Origin of the sequence: Paenibacillus sp. FSL M8-0142 (genome assembly GCF_038597315.1) — a bacterium.
GTDB classification, from domain to species: Bacteria; Bacillota; Bacilli; order Paenibacillales; family Paenibacillaceae; genus Paenibacillus_AQ; species Paenibacillus_AQ lactis.
In genome coordinates this window covers 2528421-2548831 of the sequence record NZ_CP152008.1, presented here as the reverse complement: position 1 = coordinate 2548831, position 20411 = coordinate 2528421, and the positions used below count along the sequence as shown (strand labels likewise).

The window sequence follows — 20411 nt, the reverse complement described above, 5'->3', positions numbered from 1 at the left end:
TTTCAAGAGGCGGGTTTATGGGCAAATTACTTGAACAAGCAAGGTAATTCACCGAATTCGTTTAATGTTCATTTCCACTCGGGTCGGCTATTTTTCGAAGCTCCTTATTGATCCAAATCGCCGCCGTAGCGCCCTCTCCCATTGCTACGGTGGACAATTCGGAATGAACCCCGATATCCCCTGCGGCCCACAGATGGTTGACATTGGTCATCTTGGACCTCGGATCCGTCTTGACATGCTGATTGTGCTCCAGCTCGGCCCCTAGCTGCCTTGCCAGATCGGAATGGATCCGGTTTCCGCCAAAGGCGATAAAGCCGCGTTCGGCCGGGATGGATTGCCCGTTCGCCAGCTCAATGGACGAGATTACTCCATCCGCTTTGCACTTCACCTCCGTTACACGCTCCTCGATATAAGAGATCCCTCGTTTCGATAGCCGCTCCATAAGTTCTGCGGAAGCTGGCTTACCTTCATGATTGACGTACGTCATATCGCCGGTTCTCTCGGACAGCAAAAGCGCCATGTTAGCTCCCGGTTCGCCCGTTCCCAGTACGACGGTCTTCCGGTCCTGAATTTCATATCCGTCACAGTCCGGACATACATAGACGGTACTGCCCAGCGTCTCCAGCAGTCCGGGAACGTCGGGGAAGCGGTCCGACAGGCCGGTTGCTAGCAGGAGCGTCTTCGCCCTGTATACAGTCCCGTCTTTTCCGGTTAACTCGAAATAATCGCCAAGCCTGTTCGCCTGCCGAATATCATCTTCAATAAAATTCACGCCGTACGATTCGGCCTGCGCTCGGCCAAGCTCCCTAAGCTTCCGACCGGATACGCCTTTTGGCCAGCCAAGAATATTATGATAGCTCCTGCAGATGACCGACCGTCCTGTTCCGCGGTCAATGACCGCAACCGAATAGACGGAATACCGCCCAAGCTGGATCGCAGCCTGTAATCCTGCAATGCCGCCTCCAACAATGATGCAATCCTTCACGTCCGTGCTGTTCATCGTATCCATCCACTCTTTTCTATACCGGATTCAGATTTGCTTCGTTTCTTCCATCAAGCTGCGGGGGAAGTTGTTGGCCCTTAATTCTTACTGATACACCCTACATATTTAACCAATCCGGCAAGAAATACTCCTGCAACGGCAAATAGGCTCCCGACTTAGGTCCAGAGCCTACAATGTAACAGCAAATAGGCTCCGGACTTACGTCCAGAGCTTGCGATGATATTCCGCTGAATGAAGCCGTGAGGATATTTACCGGAGCGAACCGATTGGGGTTACAGCAGCAGCTGCCCGGCTGCCGCGCCGGCAAGCACGACCACCCAAGGCGGGCACTTCCAAAACATCAGCATGGCGAACAAACCTGCACCGATGACAAATTCAATCGATCCGTCAATCGAGGATGTCCAGATCGGGTGGTATAGTGCAGCCAATAAGATGCCTACAACCGCCGCATTCATCCCCGTCAGCATCCCCTGGAGCTTCGCATGGGTTCGGATCGCGTTCCAGAAAGGCATGACGCCGACGATGAGCAGAAATCCCGGCAAAAAGATAGCGAGCGTAGCCAGTATGCCTCCAGGCACGCCTTGAATCAGCATCCCCAGGTAACCCGCAAATGTAAACAGGGGTCCCGGAACCGCCTGCGTTGCCCCATACCCGGTCAGAAATTCCTCTTTGGTCATCCATCCGTTCGCTACCGTCTCGCTCTCAAGAAGCGGCAGCACGACATGCCCGCCGCCAAATACCAGCGATCCGGAGCGGTAGAAGCTGTCAACAACAGCAATCCCGGTGCTGCCGGACAAGCTGGCCAGGACCGGCAAGCCGAGCAGCAGGATTAGAAACAGACCAAGGCATACCAGCCCTGTCGTCCGGCTGATCGGAATTCCCGCCTGTTTCGGTGCCGCCTCTTCCTCCCCTTGCTTCTTCCTGAAGATCCACCAGCCTAGGACTCCCGCAGCGGCAATCACTGATACCTGGGCGACGGGAGAGGTCCAGAGCAGCACAACGGACATGGCGGCAAAAGCAACCGCAGCGCGGATCGGACCGGAGGCCAGCTTTCCGGCCATTCCGAGCACGGCCTGTGCGACAATCGCAACCGCCACGATTTTGAGACCTTGGATCCAGCCTGCCGCGCCGGGATCGAAAGCCTCCATTAAATAAGCAAAGAGCATCAGCATGACAACCGATGGGAGCGTGAATCCAAGCCAGGCAATGATTCCCCCCCATAGCCCGGCACGCATGACGCCCACGCCGATACCTACCTGGCTGCTGGCAGGGCCGGGCAGAAATTGCGCCAGCGCGACCAGGTCTGCATAGGATTTCTCGTCCAGCCATTGCTTCCGTCTTACATAGGTTGTATGAAAATAGCCAAGATGGGCAATCGGACCTCCGAATGAGGTTAATCCAAGCTGCAGCGCGGTCCACCAGGTTTCGCGAATTGCGCGCCATCGGCCCTGCTGCGTGTCATAGGCAAGCCGGTTCTCCGTCTGCTGCTTCTCCATGTTCATCGCACTTCTCTCCCCTTGGTCAACGGTCATATAACAGATCCTTGGCTGTCCCATCCCAGGACGTTCCAAGCTCTTTCAATGCCTCTTTTTTGTTGGTCAACCTTTAGGATATATCAGATGCGGCGTTACCATCTACAGATTTATGTAAACGCTGTGTAAAATGTATTTTTCATGGGGGGTTATATCCGTGGGATTGGATGCTCCAACGATCATACGAAATAAATAGGTCAGCCAGAAATGTCTGGCTGACCTATTTATTGCAAGGGCTTATGGAGCAGATGAACATGCTTTGTCGTGAAGCTTTTTACTCCTGAAGTCTCGTTTTACATGTGCACAGAAAAATCTATCTTTTTCGCACCAAACCCAATCGATTCCGCTCTATTCTTGCTCTCCCCGCACCTTCAGGTATCCCGGCTTGGCGGCGCCCATTCCAAACAAGAACAGAAGAACAACAACGGCGGACAAAATCATAAGCGGCACCTTCCAGCCGGTGGTCATATCATGCAGGAAGCCGATGAGCATCGGCCCGACCGCTGCGAGCAAATAACCAAGGGACTGAGCCACGCCCGACAGGGCAGCCGCCTCCTGAGCGGTTCGGGTGCGGAGGGTGAAGAACATGAGCGACAGACTGAAGTTCGCACCGCCCGAAATACCGACCAGAATCACCCACAGCACATTCAACGACGTTAATCCGAACAATAAGCCGAGATACCCCGCCAGCATGCAAATCGCCGAAATCGTCACCAGCAAGCGCTGATTCGGGTTGCGGCCGGCCAGTACCGGAATAATGAATGAGAACGGTATGCTGACGAACTGAAGAATCGAGAGCATCCACCCGGCACCGCTGTAATCCATGCCTTGGCTTCGCAAAATTTCCGGCATCCAGGAGACGTTGACATAAAACGTAAACGACTGCAATCCCATGAAAAAGGTGACATACCAAGTCAGCGAAGAACGCAGCACATTCGGTGCTTTCCCCTGTTCGGAACGAATCTCTGCCTTCCGGTCACTGCTTCGCCATTCGATGACCCACACCGCTGTAGCGATCACCGCCAGGATTCCCCATACCAGCAAGGCGCCTTGCCATCCGAGTCCGGCCTGGGTAGCAAGCGGAATGCTGACACCGGATGCTACGGCGGCCAGCAGGTTCATGGATGCCGAATAGGTACCGGTCATCAATCCGATCTGACGCGGGAAATCGCGTTTGACCAGGCTAGGCAGCAGCACATTTCCCACCGCTATGGCCATACCGAGAAAGGCAGTGCCGAGCAGCAATGTAACCGGTGAGGATAAAGAGCGGATTCCGATGCCGAACATGAGCAGCACCATGCTCAGGAGCAGGGTTGTCTCCAATCCCCATTTTCTAGCCATAGCCGGCGCCATCGGAGACAGCAGCGCAAATGCCAGCAGCGGCAGCGTGGTCAGCATGCCGGCCAATGTATTCGAAATCCCGGTATCATCCCGGATGATGCCGATTAACGGCCCTACGGACGTGATCGCTGCACGGAGGTTAATTGCAATCAGAATAATGCCTGCAAAAATCAACCAGCGGCGTCCTGAGGACACGGAGTTCTTTTCGACCAATGATGTAGTAGACATGATAAGACTCCTCACTCCAACGATATGTAAAAATAAACTTATCCGATTTTATCACAAACCCTTCCTTTCGGCTACCGATCATAACAAACTTCTGCATCCATCGGATGGGCAGCCCGTCTGTCACAACGAATGAAGAGCAAGGTTCCAAGTCATTTTTACACGGGTTACACGACCGGCATCCAGGCATAAACCGATAATTTCTGAACCTCACGTATAAGCTCCTGATAGCGCTGCTGGATCTCAGGCGATGCAAATGAACGGAACTGCTCGAATAGCCCCATGCACCTTAGCATGCCCTTATCGCTCCGAATCCGAATCGAATACTCGAAACTGTCCACGATGTAGGCTAACCCGCGATCGTACTGCTTGGCATTCAGGTAATAGATGCCTAGTTCGGCTAATAGGCGGGTGTAGTTATTGAGGCCGATCTGCTCCACCTTTTGTTGTGATTTATAATCCAAGAAGTCCTTATATCGTTCCAATATCGAATCAATGTCATACTTAAATCGATTCGCCGCCAAGATAATATTGCATAGTGCCGTATAGATCTCATTTTCTTTAGAAGAGACATAATTGATATAATCATCCAGCATCTCAAAATGTCCGTTCATCAGCTTATACATAAAACGGTTAGCGATAGCCCACCCCTTGAACTTCTCAATAATTAAACGTTCTTCCGCCGAGGGCTCTATAACCCAATCTGGATCGGCATATAGCGATACATAGTCAAGTGCTTTATCATAATCACCAATATTGCGATAATAATTAGCTTTTATTAAGTAAGCGTACAATCGATAGAAAATCAATGGTTTTTTACGCTTAGTAGAAGGACGAGATTTGTTCCTATTCAATTGATATTCATAAGTTGATAAACACTCCAATGTATCAGCTAATTTCGGAATCTTATCCCACCAATGAATAGATAAGTAAACGTCGATCAATGCCTTGAACCCGTCTAATTTATACTCTTCATCCAAACGATCTATATAGGATTCGAAATTCACGGCTGCCTGCAAGTTGGATACTTCACTCATGCTCAAGCTCAACATAAAAATACGATACTGACAAAGAGCCAATCGTTCAGAATGTTGGGACTTCTCACTCTCTGCTACACATTCATAGAGCAGTTTTGCAGCTTTATCCTTCCCCTCACCAAACAACGTTTCCGCTGTTTCAAAAAGCACAGGAAGATAACTCGTATTATCCAATGTCATGCGGGCTGCCAGATCCAAACAATCGAGTTTGTTCAATTCGGCACAGCGGTGCAGAAATGGACCAAGCCGACGCCAATCCGGCTTCGAAGGAAATAGATATTCATGGATATACATTTCATAGAAATGCCCTTCACTGCATCCCATCGCTAAAGTCATTTGATCCAATTGTTTAATGGATATAGGGCGGCGACCATTAAGGATGTTGCTGAGGGTTCCGTTGTTTATCCCCGATATTCTTGCGAACTGGTTGATCGTCATCCCACGTTCATCGATATATCGTGTAATTTGCTCACGAATCGTGGCCGTCGATATCAATCCATAACACCCCCAGAAACTGACCATTGCATTGTTATCCGACGCGCTGCTTTTATATTCGGAGCCAATAGTAATACATAGGTGAGCCTCATTGGGCAGATTTTCGTACCGTCAAGATTTAAGGTTGTATGTGGACATTCGCTGCATACCATTTCCCCGAAGTTAGCTTTAGACCAAACGGACGGGCTCTTTGAAACCAAAATGAGCATTTTCATATTGCTGAGTTACAAAGACTTTCGAAATGAAAAAGAAATGCAGCGGTAAAATTCCCCCCACGTCATGTAATTCTTTATCGAATTCAAAATGACTTGCCGTCAATCCACGTTCGATTGGATTTATCGTTTGGAAGGCCGTTTGGTTCATATAATGCGAATAATCAAGGTCACCGCTCATTGCCTTTTCCAGAATAATTTTCGTATCATGAGCAATCCATACTCCAAATATAACGTAAGCTGCAGCAAAGAGAATTGCTAGAGTTAGCATCTGCTTTTTGCCCCTCATAATCATCCCCCCTTTATCCCATATCTATAAAAAAATCCAGCACAATTGGTGAATTGCGCCTGCTGTCTATGCTCTATATAAAATCTTCATACCAACTATACGACCGGCATCCAGGCATAAACCGATAACTTTTGTACTTCGGTGATTAACTCCTGGTAGCGCTGCTGGATCTCAGGCGATGCAAATGAACGGAACTGCTCGAATAGCCCCATGCACCTTAGCATGCCCTTATCGCTCCGAATCCGAATCGAATACTCGAAACTGTCCACGATGTAGGCTAACCCGCGATCGTACTGCTTGGCATTCAGGTAATAGATGCCTAGTTCGGCTAATAGGCGGGTGTAGTTATTTAGTGTCATCTGTTCATTTATCTTTGTAATTTTATTTCGCTGTTCTTTATACACAATATAATCCTTAAATTGCTCAAGCACATGATCAATCTGCATTTTATGACGATTCGCAGCCAGTACAATATTGCATAGTGCAATGAAAATCTCGTCCTCTCTTGTTGAGATGTACTCAACGTATTCGGGGAGCACTTCCCGATCCCCACTTAATAGCCTGTACAAGTATCGATTAGCTGTCGCCCACTCATGGAATTGGTTTAAGATTTTTTGTTCTTGTTCGGAAGGATTAATGACCCAGTCAGGGTAATCATATTGCGATACATGATGTAGAGCGCCGTCATAATCATCTATTGCCGCACAACAATTTTCTAGAACTAGATAAGAATAAAGCACATAAAAAATGACTGGTTGATTAGGTGTATTCGTATCCAAATAATTGCCGTTATCATATTGAACTCGAGCCTTTTTCCCCATTCTCTCCGCGAGACTTCTGACATTATCCCATCTGTCGAGGGAGAAGCTTACATTGATGACACGGACATAAGCATCCAACTGATACGCCTCATTCAGGCGTTCTAAATAAGGTTCGAAGAGTACAACAGCTCGCCCATTTGATTCCTGATTGTTCTCAATGCGATGTTTAAATAGTCTATATTGACATAAGGCTAAGCGTTCGGAATGCTGATACTTCTCGCTTTCGGCTACGCATTCATAGAGCAATATTGCTGCTTTATATTTCGCTTCTTGAACAAACCTTTCTGCCAGCTCATATAGCATCGGCAAATAGGCGGTATTATCCAAGGTCATTCGGACGGCCGTATCAAGGCTATCCAATCTATCAAGCTCCGCACAGCGGTATAAAAACGGACCTAAGCGACGCCAATCCGGCGTGGAATGGAAGATACATTCATAAATGTACATTTCATAGAAATGTCCGTCTTCCAATCCCATGATTGAGGTAATCTGGTCTAACTGCTTCATTGATAATGGACGACGACCATTTATAATGCTGCTTAACGTTCCGCTGTTTATACCTGCAGCTTTGGCAAATTGGTTGATCGTCATTCCGTGCTCATCAATGAAACGTTCAATCTCTCCGCGAATCGTGGCTGTCGTTTTCACGCAACAACACCCCCAAGCTCCACCCAAAATATACATTACATTCTATTATTTAATATACCCCAGGCCAATAGTAAGGTTTATAAATGGATTGATTAAAATACATTTTATTTTAATATTGCCCTTCTATAGCTTTTCAAACTGGTAGACTATATCACCGGCATCCATGCATAAACCGATAATTTTTGAATATCGCTAATCAGATTCTGATAGCGTTGCTGGATTTCGGACGAAGCAAAGGGGCGGAATTGCTCGAACAGCCCCATACATCTCAGCATGCCCTTATCGCTGTGAATCCGAATTGAATACTCCAGACTGTTGACGATGTAAACTAAGCCCTGTTCGTATCGTTTAGCATTCAAATAATAAATGCCAAGTTCAGCTAAGAGGCGGGTATAGTTATTAATATTTACTTGCTCATCAATGGTGCCGATCCTGCTTTTTCGAGGCTGGTAAGCGATATAATTCTTGAAACGGTCCAAAATATGATCCACTTGAAGATGATACCGATTGACGGCCACCATGATATGAGTCAGAGCATGAAATATCTCATCTTCATTTGAACTTATAAACTCTACGTACACGTCCAGACTGTCAGGCTCTCCACTTAGTAATCGATACAAATACCTATTGGCTTTTGCCCATTCTGAAAACTGATCCGTTATAATAAGTTCTTCTTGACTGGGATTATCCACCCAATCTGGTTTTTCATAATACGATATCAATTCCAATGCTTTATCAAATTTTCCTCGCTCTTTGTAAGTATGGGATTCCATAAGATAAGAATATAAAATATAAAAAATGACTGGCTTATTGGGATAATCTTGCACCTGGTGTGCATTCCTGTTCTCAGAATAAAGCATTTTAGCTGCTTGTCTCATTCTCCTGCTTAAACGCTCAACTTCTCCCCATCGATGCAATGCCGAATAGGTATTTAATAGATTCTTGTATGCATCAAGTTGATAGCGTTCGTCCAATTTCTCTATATAGGGTTCAAATTGCACGGCTGCCTGTAAATTTTTCTCCTGGTCATCACTTAATTTGAGTGTGAATATTCGGTATTGGCAAAGAGCCAAGCGTTCAGAATGTTGGGACTTCTCACTCTCGGCCACACATTCAAATAGCAGCATTGATGCTTCGTTTCTTCCTGAATGATAAAAAGATTCTGCCAACTCAAATAGCATGGGTGCATAAGAGACATTATCCATTGTCATTCGGGCGGCTTTATCCAGGGAATCAAGCTTATCTAACTGAGCGCAGCGTTGCAGAAACGGGCCCAACCGGCGCCAATCTGGTGTTAAGTGAAATATAAACTCGTCGATATACATGTCGTAGAAATGCCCGTCTTCCAAACCCATACAATGCGTAATCCGATCCAACTGCTGCATAGACATTGGGCGATGACCATTAAGAATACTGCTTAGTGTTCCGCTATTCACTCCTGAAAGCCTTGCAAATTGATTAATAGTTAAACGATGATGATGTAGAAATTTATCGATTTCTCCGCGAATCGTGGCTGTCGTTTTCAAGCAACAACACCCCCAGAGCTTAACCAAATAGAAGTAAGACTATATCTATATTTCAAAATATATTTGGTTTTTAGTGCTCTTGCTAAAAAGGCTACTCCGCATATCAATTGTCTTGATATACGAAGTAGCCTAAATTATTTAATTGAGCATATAATTTTAGGTTTCAGTGCCTTCTCCATGTCTTAAAATATTAATTAGTTCGATACCACTATCGTTAAGAAAATCATTAATCATTGACGATGATACTAACAAGATCATACTACAAATAACCAATAGAACTGCCAATTTTCTTTTCATTTATTTTGTACACCTCACTTACCAATATTTTGTAATGTTCTGTTGCATTAAGTGATGCATTCTGTCGAAACATCTCAAATAACCCCATACATCTTACGATCCCCTTTGTACTATTAATCTTAATACAATTTTCCATACTATCCAATATAAAATCTAATCCCCTTTTGAAGTCTTTCTTATTTAAATAATAGATCCCTAATTCTGTTAGCAAACGTGTATACCGATCAACAGTTACTTGCTCACTAATTTTACCAATCATATTTTTTTGCTCTTTATAGACTAAGTATTCATTAAATCGTTCTAAAATGTGATCCACTTCCAACTTAAAGTGATTTGCAGCTATCATTATTTCACATATGGCAGGGAAGATTTCATCTTTCATATTCGCAATGTAGTCCACATACTCATTTAAAACTTCGACATGACCTGACATTAATCTATACAAGTAACGGTTTGCAATAGACCATTGTCTAAACTGAGAGATGATTTTATTTTCATCTTCCTGTGGTTCCTTAATCCATTCTGTCTCTGAATATAAAGAAACAAATGATAGAGCCCTCTCATAATCCCCACATTCACTACAGACTTTAGCACGAATAAGGTATGAATAGAGGATATAGAAGATCAATGGTTGATTGGAGTTTAACTGATTTCTATATAAGCCGTCCTTCTGTTTATATTGAATTTCGGCTTTTTCGCCCATCTTTTCTGCGAGTTCACCCATCTTTTTCCACCTTTGAAGAAATAAGTTCACATTTATTAACTTCACATAAGCATCCAGCTGATAACCTTCATCCAACCGATCAATATACGGCTCAAAAGACACGGCCGCTTGCAGATTCGCCTCCTGGTCCTCCGACAAGCTGAGCATAAAAAGCCGGTACTGGCAAAGAGCCAGCCGTTCGGAATGCTGGAACTTCTCGCTCTCGGCAACGCATTGATATAAAATGGCGGCTGCCTCATTCTTCCCTTCTTGAAACAATGTCTCCGCCATGTCGAACAGCATCGGGGCATACGCGACGTTATCCATCGTCATCCGGATCGCACGGTCCAGACAATCCAGCTTGTCCAGCTCGGCACAGCGAAGAAGGAAGGGGCCCAGCCGCCGCCAATCGGGCGTGGCATGAAAAATACATTCATCTATGTACGGATCGTAGAAATAACCATCGGGAAGTCCCATCCCGGACGTGATCCGGTCCAGCTGCTGCATCGAAATTGGTCGGTTCCCGTTCAGGATGTTGCTGAGCGTGCCGCTGTTCACCCCCGATAAATCTGCAAACCGGTTTATTGTCATCCCATGCTTGCGCAAATGCTCTTCTAACTGTTCGCGAATCGTGGTTAATTTCTCCAAGCTAACACCACCTCCGGGGTTGCAACCAAATATTAGGATATTGCTGTATATAGCTATCATATTGATTAATATTACACCGGTCAATACTTATTTACGTCATTATTTGACATTTGGTTTCGAAAATAAGAGAAAATATTTAAAGATTCAAGTATTTCCTGGAGGTTCCCCTATCAAAAAAGAGAACAGGCGTTTCCCGGCATGACCGAAAAACGCCTGTATTCTATATTGAAATATCCGGGGACAAGCCCGAACTCTGTAAAACTTGCTTACAATTAACCCAGCACAAGCCGGTCATCCGCCAGCTTGTGGCCGCTGATCTGCTCGAATTCGCCGAGCAGCTGCTCAACGGTCAGCGATTGCTTGCGCTGCTCGTCCACATCGAGAATAATTCGGCCCTTATCCATCATAATGAGGCGATTACCGAGGCGGATCGCTTGCTCCATATTATGCGTCACCATGAGTGTCGTCAGGTTCATATCCCGAACGATTTCGTCGGTAATGCGCGTGATCAGCTCCGCGCGGGCCGGATCCAGCGCCGCCGTATGCTCGTCAAGCAGCAGAATTTGCGGCTCCGTGAACGTCGCCATCAGAAGGCTGAGCGCTTGGCGTTCACCGCCCGAGAGCATGCCTACCTTCGCGCGAAGTCGATTTTCCAGGCCGATGCCCAGCCGCTCCAAATACTGACGGAACGCCGTACGCTTCGATGCAGATACCCCGATGCCAAGTCCGCGGGATTTCCCGCGCTTTAATGCCATCGCCAGGTTCTCTTCAATCGTCATATGCGGTGCCGTGCCTGCCATCGGATCCTGGAACACCCGGCCGATCCAGCGGCTGCGGCGGAACTCGGGCAGGTGGCCGATGTCGTTGCCGTCAATTCGGACCTCCCCCGCGTCCGGCCTCAGCACACCGGAAATGATGTTCATTAATGTGGATTTGCCTGCACCGTTGCTTCCAATGACCGTAACGAAATCGCCGGGCTTTAGATGAAGGTTCACATCCATGAGAGCGACCTTCTCATCCACCGTTCCGGGGTTAAAAAGCTTGGATACATGATTCATCTGCAGCATTAGAAGGCACCTCCTTCCGACTTGCCTTGAGCGGTCAGCAGCTCGGTCGAACGCTTCTTCGCCTGCGTGCGCTGCCTCATCGACCGCTGCACGGTCGGCAGCACAAGCGCGACAATTACGATAACCGCGGTAATCAGCTTCAGGTCAGAAGCTTCAAGCCAAGGGATTTCGTAGGCAGCCGCAACGACGATCCGGTAAATAATCGAACCGCATACCACCGCAAGTGTCGTACGGAATACGGAGCCCTTCCCGAGGATCGCTTCACCAATAATTACTGATGCCAGACCGATTACAATCATCCCGATCCCCGAGCTGATATCCGCAAAGCTGGACTGCTGGGCAACGACGGCCCCCGAAAAGGCAACCAGGCCGTTGGAAATGCTGAGCCCAAGAATCGTGGTTGTATCGGTGTTCGCGCCGAAGCTGCGGATCATGCGTTTGTTGTCCCCCGTTGCCCGCAGGGCAAGACCGAGATCCGTGCGGAAGAACGCATCCAGCAATAGCTTCACGATAATCACAATAACAAGCATGACATAAATCGGATCGATGGAGCCGAACACGATATCCTCCTGGCTGAGGGAGATGTTCGGCTTACCCATAATCCGCATATTAATGGAATAAAGAGCAATCATCATAATAATCCCGGACAGCAATCCGTTAATCTTGCCCTTCGTATGAAGGAGGCCTGTACATACCCCCGCGGCCATCCCGCCGGCAATCGCAACCAACGTTGCGAGCCAAGGGTTGGTGCCGTTTGTAATCAGTACGGCTGCGATCGCGCCCCCCATGGTAAAGCTTCCATCCACCGTAAGATCCGGAAAATCCAAAATGCGGAACGTAATATAAACGCCAAGTGCCATCAGCGCATACAACAGACCTAATTCAATCGGACCATCCAGTCTCATCAGGAATTCCAACATGTCTTGACCTCCTTTATGATTAAGGAAGGCGCGGGCTCAAGACTCCGCGCCTTACAATTACTCAATGATGTTGTTGTCAGGGTCTTTGACTTCCTGCTTCATGGCGTCCGTAACCTCGATGCCGTAGTCCGCCGCAGCCTTCACGTTCAGAATCAGATCCAGCTTGTCGGGCTTCGTGATTTCCATGTCAGCCGGCTTCTTGCCGTTCTTCAAAATCTCTACCGCCATCTGACCAACCTGATATCCATGGTCATAGTACTTGAAGCCAACGGTAGCAAAAGCCCCCTTCTCCACCGTGTCGCGGTCACTGGAGAAGAACGGAATTTTATTCTGTTGGGCGGTTTGGATAATCGTGTCCACACCGCTTACAACCCGGTTATCTAGCGTAATATAGAATGCATCCACCTTACCGACGAGAGATTCGGCAGCCTGCTTCACTTCCGATGTATTGGTGACCGAAGCCTTCACCAATTCGATTCCATGCTCGGCAAGCACCTCTTCCGCTGTTTTCGCCATTACAACGGCATTCGCTTCCCCTTCATCGATGATCAAACCAATCTTCTTCACATTTGGGAAATGCGTGCTAACAAAATTCATCAGCTGCTTTGTCGCCTCAGGATTCGTGTCCGAAGCTCCGGTAATGTTGCCTCCCGGCTTCTGCAGGTCGCTGACCAGCTTCGCATCCAGCGGGTCGGTAACCGCTGCAAACAGGACCGGCTTCTCCTTCACTTCGTTTGCCACGGCTTGCGCGGATGGCGTAGCAATCGCCACAACCAAATCCGCTTTCGAATCCTTCAGCTTCTGAGCGATGGTATGGTTGTTCGTTGAATCGTTCTGAGCATTGTTATAGTCAAGCTTCAGCGTGTTATCCTCTTCCGAAATTCCGGCATCCTTAAGCGCTGCCAGAATTCCTTCCCGAGTTGCGTCTAAGGACGGATGCTCCACATATTGCGAGATCGCGATGCTGTAAGATTTCTTCTCGGCATCGCCGCCGCTTCCTGTCGCCGTACTTCCGCCTTCCTGCTTGTCCCCGCAGCCGACTGCCGTCACGAGCAGCGCCGACAATGCAAGTGATACCCACATTTTTCTCTTCATCTAATGAATCCCCTCTCTCATGAATGACCCGTTCGTTTCGTCATCTAAGCTTCGACACAAAGCGACAACGCATCGCCGCTTTTATTGACGAAAGCATTAAAGTAAAAAAATAGGACGCACCAATTGAACAACGGTCTATTATGAACCATTGTAAAGGTATCCAAACACATTCGTCAATCAGGATTTTCTTTACTCTCGGGGCATCTGCTGTCGAAAGAATGAAACGTCCCCGGAGCGCTATTCTCCGGGGACGTTGTATCATAAACAATGCCTTTATATTCGAAGTGGGTAAACAGCCTTATAACATCGAACGTCCCTGAATCGCAGCGAGCCAGGACTGAGCAATCAGCGCATGACCTGCAGGAGTTGGATGCACGCCGTCTTCGGCCCAATAGGTCATCTCGATTGTGGAGCTTGCTGCAGCGAAAATACCGTCTAACGGCACATACAGCGTCTCAAACTCACGCGACAGCTCACGCACCGCCGCAATCTTCGGATCCAGATCCTCGCGCCACTCCTTCTTATCCTCCGTGACGGGCAGCAGGAACGGCTCCATAAGAATCAGTCTCGCGCCGGTATGCTCTCGGGTCTGGAACAGCAGCTCCCTATAGCCTTCATAAAAAGCCTCAACTGAAGTCGGCTCTCCCTGCCTGTATTTCCTCCCCGTCTCGTTGATGCCGACGAGAATCGAAACCCAAGTCGGATCGAGCCGTATACAATCTTCCTCCCATCGTCCCCGAAGATCAACAACCCGGTTTCCGCTGATCCCGCGATTTACAAACCGTAAACGCTTCTGAGGCTGCTCCATGCTCAACCGGGCCGCAGCCATCAGTGCATATCCTTGCCCCAAACTGCTAGGCTCCTCATAATTCCGACCACAATCGGTAATACTGTCGCCTTGAAACAATACGAGCGCATTTTGTTCGATATGTACCATGCTGTTCACGCCTCCAATTAATGAAAGTGTTCGCATTCCTGCCCCTTCATCATAACCGCTTTGCAGCATTCTTGAAACCCTAAAATTCACAATTCATGGCAAACTTTCTATACATTTAAGTTGACTAAGTGGTCTGAATTCAACTACAATTCAATAAGTATGCTTTTGGCTTAAACTATCAACAGAACAGGTGATGAAAATATGACCGATTCACAGCAATATCAAATTTTGCTTTATTATAAATTCGTGCCGATTCCGGACCCGGAAGCCTTCAAGGATGAGCATCTGCAGTACTGCAAAGAGCTGGGCCTCAAGGGCCGTATCTTGGTAGCAGCCGAAGGCATCAACGGTACCGTGTCCGGTACGATTGAACAGACCGAGCAGTATATGCGTGATATGCACGCCAACCCGCTGTTCGCCGATATGGTGTTTAAGGTCGACCCTTCCGAAGGGCACGCGTTCAAAAAAATGTTCGTTCGTCATCGTAAGGAACTCGTGACCTTCCGTGTCGAGGATGAGCTGGATCCGAACGTCATCAGCGGCAAGCGCCTGTCGCCGAAGGAATTCTTCGAGTACCTTCAACGGGAGGATGTCATCGTCATCGACGGCCGCAATGATTACGAGTATGATATCGGTCACTTCCGCAACGCCATTCGTCCGGATGTGCAGTCCTTCCGGGAGTTTCCGGAATGGATTCGGGAGAATCTGTCCGAGCATAAGGATAAAACCATCCTGACGTACTGCACTGGCGGCATCCGCTGTGAGAAGCTGACAGGCTTCATGCTGAAGGAAGGATTCCAAGACGTTGCCCAGCTGGACGGCGGAATCGTAACGTATGGGAAGGATCCTGAAGTTCAAGGCCGGCTGTTCGATGGAAAATGCTACGTCTTTGATGAGCGCATTTCAGTTCCGATCAACCGCACCGATGAAGATATCGTCGTCGGGAAATGCCATCACTGCGGCAAGCCTGAGGACCGTTACATCAACTGCGACAACGATGCATGCCATTTGCAGCATATTTGCTGCGAGGAGTGCGAAGAGCTTCATAATAGCTGCTGCTCCGCAGAATGCGAAGAGATTGTTGCTGCAAGCCATCACGCTTCCTAAAGTTCCCGCATTTATAAGAAAAGGGCATGTCGCTTGGAGTGAGCGACATGCCCTTTTTGAATATATCATATAACGAAGCATCGCTTAGGACGCTTTAAATCTCATTGTAGATGGCCAACTCAGCTTCGATGGCTGCCTTAATCTTCTCGATGCACTCCTCCGTCGTGGCTGCAAATACACGCTTGCCATTGACCAGCGCGTAAGGGCGCAGCTTGCATAGCCCGCACAGATTCATGCAATCTGCACGCAGCACGGCGATCTCGGGATACAGCTCCTCCAGGTGCTCGAGCTCCAAAGCGCTCATCAAGTTGCTGTCGCACACTTCCACGATGACGATTCCCATCGATATCACCACTATTCTATTTGACAATATATCTATTTATTATGCGACAATTGGGGCCATATTGTCAAATTCGTCCGTGGTTCCATCGAGGAAGCTCAATCCTCAACAATTGTTGATGCCGTGTCGAAATGTCAGACATTCATCCCACAAACTTTATGCTCACTCTCCATCCAAAGGACACAGAAGCTCAATCACCAATGCCCTGCTTAAGAAAAGTTGGTCAGTCAATCAGTGGATCAGAGACTCGGCTCCATCAATATAAATTTCGGTTCCGGTAATATGCGAGGCGTCGTCGGATGCCAGAAATGCGACCAGACGTGCGACCTGCTCCGGCTGGCCGGGGCCGTTCGCCAAAGGCTGATCCCCTTCCGGGTATTCGATCGGAATGGTCACTTCCTCAAGCTCCGGCTTGGCAATGGTGCTGGAATCGATATTGGTTGCAATGGCTCCCGGACAAATCGCGTTCACGCGAATTTTATAACGGGCCAGCTCCAGCGCTGCCATCTTCATGAAGGCTACCTGCCCGGCCTTGGTCGTGCTATAAGCGGAAAATCCGAAGCCTGTGAAGACCCGGTTGCCGTTAATCGAGCTCGTAATGATGATGCTTCCGCCCTTCTCCTTCAAATAAGGAATCGAGTATTTCACCGTCGCAAACGTTCCCCTCAGGTTCGTATTGATCGTTGTATCCCACTCGTCCAGCTCCATGGTCTCAATCGGAGCTTTCGTACCGTTAATGCCCGCATTGGCAAAAACGATATCGATGCCGCCCCATTTCTCCGCCGCTTGCTGGAAGCAGTCCTTAAGCGTCTCCGCTTTTGAAATATCGCAATTGCCGGTTATCGCCTCTCCCCCGGCAGTCTCAATCTGCTTACGAACCTTCTCCACCCGTTCATGATCAATATCGATCAGCAGCACGTTCGCTCCCTGCTCCGCCATCAGAAGGGCTGCAGCACGGCCGATTCCAGAGCCTGCACCTGTAACGATTGCCGTTTTCCCTTTTAATTGTTGATTCGTAGACATTGCCACACCCTCCTTAATTACGTGTTCATGTTATTACATAACCAATCGGGGCGAGCTCTGAATCCCGTCAAACGACAACCGAGGAGCCGGTTAAGGTCAGCGTAGCGTTTTGCCTGTACGAAAAAAGCGCCCCTGCAAAGACAACGAACCTTTAAGGTCCTTGCCCTGCAAGAGCGCTTATCTAACAAAATCCCAGGTATTATCCCCCAAGTATTTGAGGTGCAATTCGATCAATTTCTGCTGTTATCGGTTAAAGACCGCCGGTTTCACGCAGACCGGCTTGGATTGGGAAACGGTATAACCGGTGAAGGAAAGCTTCCCGTCCTCCGGATCTACCGTAAAGAGCACGAGGTTATTGCCGTCCCGGTTGGCCGCCACCAGATGCTTACCGCCCGGCAGCAGGCTGAAATGCCGCGGATGGCCGCCCTCGGTTGAAATATACTGAACCGGACTCAGGAGCCCGCTGTCCTGGTGAACGGAGAACACCACGATACTGTCATGCCCGCGGTTCGATCCATACACCGTCCGGCCATCGCTAGACACTGCAATTTCGGCGCAGAAGCTTTCACCTTCGAAATCGGATGGAAGCGTCGAGATCGTCTCAAGCGGCGTCAGACGGCCATCTTCACTCGAATAACGGAGTGTCGTCACGCTGGAGTTCAATTCATTAATGACATATGCGTAGCCACCGCCCGGATGGAAGGCCAAATGGCGCGGCCCGACACCGTCCTCAAGCTGGGTTTCGCCATGGAAACGAAGCTGGCCGTGCTCACTGTCTAAAGTGTAAGACATAATCTTGTCCAATCCTAAATCCTGCACGAATATGTATCGACCGTCCGGACTGTAGAAGGCCGAATGCGCTCTCGGCTGCTGATCCTCCCGGACTTGGACGAGCTCGGCGTGCTTTTTCTCATCCAGCAGCTCCCCGGCCGTGCCATCCTCGTTAATCCGATGAACGCCGACCAGCCCCCCGTGATAGCTGGATACGATCAGATACGAACTCCCTTCATCCCGTTGAATATGGCAAGTGGAGCTGCTGACACTCCGAACGCGGCACAATTCTTTCAGCTTGCCGGTATCGGGTTGAATCTCGAATGTAACGATCTCGGCTGCTTTCTTTCCTTGGTCCGATATTTCTCCGATCGCATACAGCCGCTTGGCTGCCGGATCAACATTTAGAAATGTCGGGTTCTTAATCCCGGAGACTTCATCAAGCAGCCGAAGCTCTCCGGAAGTTTCGTCAACGGCATATACGCATATACCGGTCTGATCGGCTTCGGCATAAGCGCCTGTAAAAAGTAATGTATGCTGTGGTTGTTGTTGCATAGAAGACATCTCCTCTCGATATCGGTTAGTCATGCGATTCGTCTCTGTAACATGTTAACGTCAAGGATGCGGAAAATCAAATCCCTCCGCCAGCGCCTTTTCCCTGTTTGTCTTTTGCCATACAGGGTATGTAATACTATATTCGTTTAAAGGAGGTATTCCCATGAAATCATCAACCGGCGACGAAGTGCGCAATCACCAGCACACGGAGAACGATTCCAAGGAGCAGCGAGACAAGGTGAAGAAGCATCAGGATATCGAGCCTCAGGCTGAGAACTGGAATCCTCGCGACACCATGGACTCCAACGGTCAAGATCAGAAGGATGGTTCCTCATCTTAGAGGACATATCTGCACATCGATTTCCGCATTACGATAAGCATCATCTGTATTTAAGGACAATGCCTAACGTGTTGAAAGGCGCCGCCATCTATAGGAGTGCAATGGTCAGCTGCTGAAGAACAAACCACCGGATAAGCGTAAAAATAGGGCCGCATGGACTTTCCCATGCGGCCCTTTATTTCTCAATGATGTCGCTGTCTTGGCATTAACCTTCCAACAGCAGAGATTCCGGATCTTCCAACAGCTCTTTTACCGTTACCAAGAAGCGAACCGCTTCTGCGCCGTCGACAATTCGATGGTCATACGACAATGCGATGTACATCATCGGACGATTCTCCATACGCTCTTCATCGATGGCAACCGGACGGATCTGGATCTTATGCATGCCCAGGATGCCGACCTGCGGTGTATTCAGGATTGGCGTGGACAGCAGCGATCCGAAGACGCCTCCGTTCGTAATCGTAAAGGTTCCGCCTTGCAGCTCGGACAGCGACAAGGTGTTGCTGCGGGCCTTGTTCGCAAGGTTCACGATTTCCTTCTCGATCTCGGCGAAGCCGAGACGGTCAGCGTCGCGAACGACCGGAACGACAAGACCTTCCTTCGCAGATACGGCAATCCCGATATCATAGAACTTCTTCACAACGATATCGTCGCCGTCAATTTCAGCATTGAGCAGCGGGAACTTCTTCAATGCGCCGACAACTGCCTTCGTGAAGAAGGACATAAAGCCCAGACCGACGTCATGCTTTTCCTTGAAGGCATCCTTGCGGCGCTTACGAACATCCAGGATGGCCGTCATATCGACTTCGTTGAAGGTGGTCAGCATCGCTGCCGTGTGCTGCGCTTCGACCAGACGATTGGCGATCGTCTGACGGCGGCGAGACATCCGGGTACGTTCAACAGGCTTGCCGTATTCCGCAGCCGGCGCTTGCACAGCTGGTACCGCTGGCGCGGACGGCTTGCTTGCAGGAGCAGCAGGCTTGCTGCCTTCCGTATGGTTCTTCACATCATCGTGATAAATGCGACCGATCGGGTCGCGGCCCTGTACCTGTTCCAGGTCAATCCCGCGCTCACGAGCCAGCTTGCGTGCGGACGGCGATGCAGTCAAATTCGAGCCTTCTCCACCGGCTTCCGGTGCAGGCGCTGGTGCCTTAGGTGCCTCTTGCGCAGGCTGTGCCGCTGCCGGAGCGGCAGCCGGAGCTTCCGCTTGCGGCGCAGGCGCGCCTGGCTTAACGCCTTCCTGTGGAGAGATTTGGCCGATGACTTCACCGATCGTAACATTTTCTCCTTCTTGGCGAAGGATTTTTTCCACAACGCCTTCAGACTCCGCGCTAATTTCCAGATTAACCTTATCCGTTTCTAACTCGAGCAGAACGTCACCGATGTTGACGCGGTCCCCTTCTTTCACGTGCCATTTAAAGATGGTTCCTTCGGTGATGGATTCGCCCATAGCTGGTACAGTAATTTCGCTCACAGCCG

Annotated in this window: 18 protein-coding genes; 2 read left to right on the top strand and 16 right to left on the bottom strand. The window is 48.9% G+C overall.

The features are described 5' to 3' along the window. Positions 1-61 precede the first annotated feature (61 nt). The 12 genes from NSQ46_RS12090 to NSQ46_RS12035 form a co-directional block, all read right to left on the bottom strand. Positions 62-1000, bottom strand: coding sequence for an NAD(P)/FAD-dependent oxidoreductase (locus NSQ46_RS12090; protein WP_210095080.1), 939 nt, complete (start codon positions 998-1000; stop codon positions 62-64). Positions 1001-1275: 275 nt separating this feature from the next. After that, on the bottom strand, positions 1276-2505 hold the full coding sequence (gene chrA / locus NSQ46_RS12085) for a chromate efflux transporter (RefSeq protein ID WP_210095081.1): 1230 nt from the start codon (positions 2503-2505) through the stop codon (positions 1276-1278). 378 nt (positions 2506-2883) lie between these two features. After that, positions 2884-4104 carry an MFS transporter gene (locus NSQ46_RS12080; protein ID WP_210095082.1) on the bottom strand — a complete coding sequence of 407 codons (1221 nt, stop codon included), beginning with the start codon at positions 4102-4104 and terminating at the stop codon, positions 2884-2886. Positions 4105-4268: 164 nt separating this feature from the next. Beyond that, complete coding sequence (locus NSQ46_RS12075) at positions 4269-5633, bottom strand: helix-turn-helix transcriptional regulator (protein ID WP_342576805.1); 1365 nt, start codon at positions 5631-5633, stop codon at positions 4269-4271. A 168-nt stretch (positions 5634-5801) separates the two neighbouring features. Beyond that, a complete protein-coding gene (locus tag NSQ46_RS12070) occupies positions 5802-6134 on the bottom strand; it encodes a hypothetical protein (protein WP_342576804.1) in 333 nt (110 codons plus the stop codon). Positions 6135-6229: 95 nt separating this feature from the next. Then, positions 6230-7603, bottom strand: a complete 1374-nt coding sequence (locus tag NSQ46_RS12065) for a helix-turn-helix transcriptional regulator (protein ID WP_342576803.1) — start codon at positions 7601-7603, stop codon at positions 6230-6232. Between the two features lie 146 nt (positions 7604-7749). Next, a complete protein-coding gene (locus tag NSQ46_RS12060) occupies positions 7750-9129 on the bottom strand; it encodes a helix-turn-helix transcriptional regulator (RefSeq protein ID WP_210095084.1) in 1380 nt (459 codons plus the stop codon). 259 nt (positions 9130-9388) lie between these two features. Beyond that, positions 9389-10777, bottom strand: coding sequence for a helix-turn-helix transcriptional regulator (locus tag NSQ46_RS12055; RefSeq protein WP_342576802.1), 1389 nt, complete (start codon positions 10775-10777; stop codon positions 9389-9391). A gap of 272 nt (positions 10778-11049) precedes the next feature. Continuing rightward, positions 11050-11844 (bottom strand): ABC transporter ATP-binding protein, encoded by a 795-nt coding sequence (locus NSQ46_RS12050; protein ID WP_210095086.1) that lies wholly within the window; start codon positions 11842-11844, stop codon positions 11050-11052. Beyond that, a complete protein-coding gene (locus NSQ46_RS12045) occupies positions 11844-12764 on the bottom strand; it encodes an ABC transporter permease (protein ID WP_007128586.1) in 921 nt (306 codons plus the stop codon). The genes NSQ46_RS12050 and NSQ46_RS12045 overlap by 1 nt, the downstream gene beginning before the upstream one ends. 57 nt (positions 12765-12821) lie before the next feature. Further along, positions 12822-13859, bottom strand: a complete 1038-nt coding sequence (locus tag NSQ46_RS12040) for an ABC transporter substrate-binding protein (protein ID WP_007128587.1) — start codon at positions 13857-13859, stop codon at positions 12822-12824. 298 nt (positions 13860-14157) lie between these two features. Then, a complete protein-coding gene (locus NSQ46_RS12035; protein WP_342576801.1) occupies positions 14158-14796 on the bottom strand; it encodes an SGNH/GDSL hydrolase family protein in 639 nt (212 codons plus the stop codon). A gap of 201 nt (positions 14797-14997) precedes the next feature. Between NSQ46_RS12035 and NSQ46_RS12030 the strand changes: the two genes are divergently transcribed. Next, the gene (locus tag NSQ46_RS12030) at positions 14998-15903 is read left to right on the top strand and encodes a rhodanese-related sulfurtransferase (protein ID WP_007128589.1); all 906 of its coding nucleotides are present in this window, start codon (positions 14998-15000) and stop codon (positions 15901-15903) included. A 94-nt stretch (positions 15904-15997) separates the two neighbouring features. On the opposite strand, the gene NSQ46_RS12025 is transcribed toward NSQ46_RS12030, so the two are convergent. The 3 genes from NSQ46_RS12025 to NSQ46_RS12015 form a co-directional block, all read right to left on the bottom strand. Next, positions 15998-16246, bottom strand: a complete 249-nt coding sequence (locus NSQ46_RS12025) for a DUF1450 domain-containing protein (RefSeq protein ID WP_028406770.1) — start codon at positions 16244-16246, stop codon at positions 15998-16000. 228 nt (positions 16247-16474) lie between these two features. After that, positions 16475-17266 carry an SDR family NAD(P)-dependent oxidoreductase gene (locus NSQ46_RS12020; protein WP_007128591.1) on the bottom strand — a complete coding sequence of 264 codons (792 nt, stop codon included), beginning with the start codon at positions 17264-17266 and terminating at the stop codon, positions 16475-16477. A gap of 243 nt (positions 17267-17509) precedes the next feature. Then, positions 17510-18592, bottom strand: coding sequence for a lactonase family protein (locus NSQ46_RS12015; protein ID WP_342576800.1), 1083 nt, complete (start codon positions 18590-18592; stop codon positions 17510-17512). Positions 18593-18755: 163 nt separating this feature from the next. Here NSQ46_RS12015 and NSQ46_RS12010 point away from each other — a divergent pair, with 163 nt between their 5' ends. Beyond that, complete coding sequence (locus NSQ46_RS12010; RefSeq protein WP_210095092.1) at positions 18756-18932, top strand: hypothetical protein; 177 nt, start codon at positions 18756-18758, stop codon at positions 18930-18932. 205 nt (positions 18933-19137) lie between these two features. Here the strand turns inward: NSQ46_RS12010 and odhB are convergent, their stop codons facing one another. Beyond that, positions 19138-20406 (bottom strand): 2-oxoglutarate dehydrogenase complex dihydrolipoyllysine-residue succinyltransferase, encoded by a 1269-nt coding sequence (gene odhB / locus NSQ46_RS12005; RefSeq protein WP_342576799.1) that lies wholly within the window; start codon positions 20404-20406, stop codon positions 19138-19140. Positions 20407-20411 lie beyond the last annotated feature (5 nt).

What these genes read in the sequence shown, in the direction of transcription:
- NSQ46_RS12010 (WP_210095092.1), top strand. Translation starts at nt 18,756, where the DNA reads ATGAAATCATCAACCGGCGACGAAGTGCGCAATCACCAGCACACGGAG.
- NSQ46_RS12030 (WP_007128589.1), top strand. Translation starts at nt 14,998, where the DNA reads ATGACCGATTCACAGCAATATCAAATTTTGCTTTATTATAAATTCGTG.
- NSQ46_RS12080 (WP_210095082.1), bottom strand. Translation starts at nt 4,104, where the DNA reads ATGTCTACTACATCATTGGTCGAAAAGAACTCCGTGTCCTCAGGACGC.
- NSQ46_RS12015 (WP_342576800.1), bottom strand. Translation starts at nt 18,592, where the DNA reads ATGCAACAACAACCACAGCATACATTACTTTTTACAGGCGCTTATGCC.
- NSQ46_RS12040 (WP_007128587.1), bottom strand. Translation starts at nt 13,859, where the DNA reads ATGAAGAGAAAAATGTGGGTATCACTTGCATTGTCGGCGCTGCTCGTG.
- NSQ46_RS12045 (WP_007128586.1), bottom strand. Translation starts at nt 12,764, where the DNA reads ATGTTGGAATTCCTGATGAGACTGGATGGTCCGATTGAATTAGGTCTG.
- NSQ46_RS12025 (WP_028406770.1), bottom strand. Translation starts at nt 16,246, where the DNA reads ATGGGAATCGTCATCGTGGAAGTGTGCGACAGCAACTTGATGAGCGCT.
- NSQ46_RS12035 (WP_342576801.1), bottom strand. Translation starts at nt 14,796, where the DNA reads ATGGTACATATCGAACAAAATGCGCTCGTATTGTTTCAAGGCGACAGT.
- chrA (WP_210095081.1), bottom strand. Translation starts at nt 2,505, where the DNA reads ATGAACATGGAGAAGCAGCAGACGGAGAACCGGCTTGCCTATGACACG.
- NSQ46_RS12020 (WP_007128591.1), bottom strand. Translation starts at nt 17,266, where the DNA reads ATGTCTACGAATCAACAATTAAAAGGGAAAACGGCAATCGTTACAGGT.
- NSQ46_RS12090 (WP_210095080.1), bottom strand. Translation starts at nt 1,000, where the DNA reads ATGAACAGCACGGACGTGAAGGATTGCATCATTGTTGGAGGCGGCATT.
- NSQ46_RS12070 (WP_342576804.1), bottom strand. Translation starts at nt 6,134, where the DNA reads ATGAGGGGCAAAAAGCAGATGCTAACTCTAGCAATTCTCTTTGCTGCA.
- NSQ46_RS12050 (WP_210095086.1), bottom strand. Translation starts at nt 11,844, where the DNA reads ATGCTGCAGATGAATCATGTATCCAAGCTTTTTAACCCCGGAACGGTG.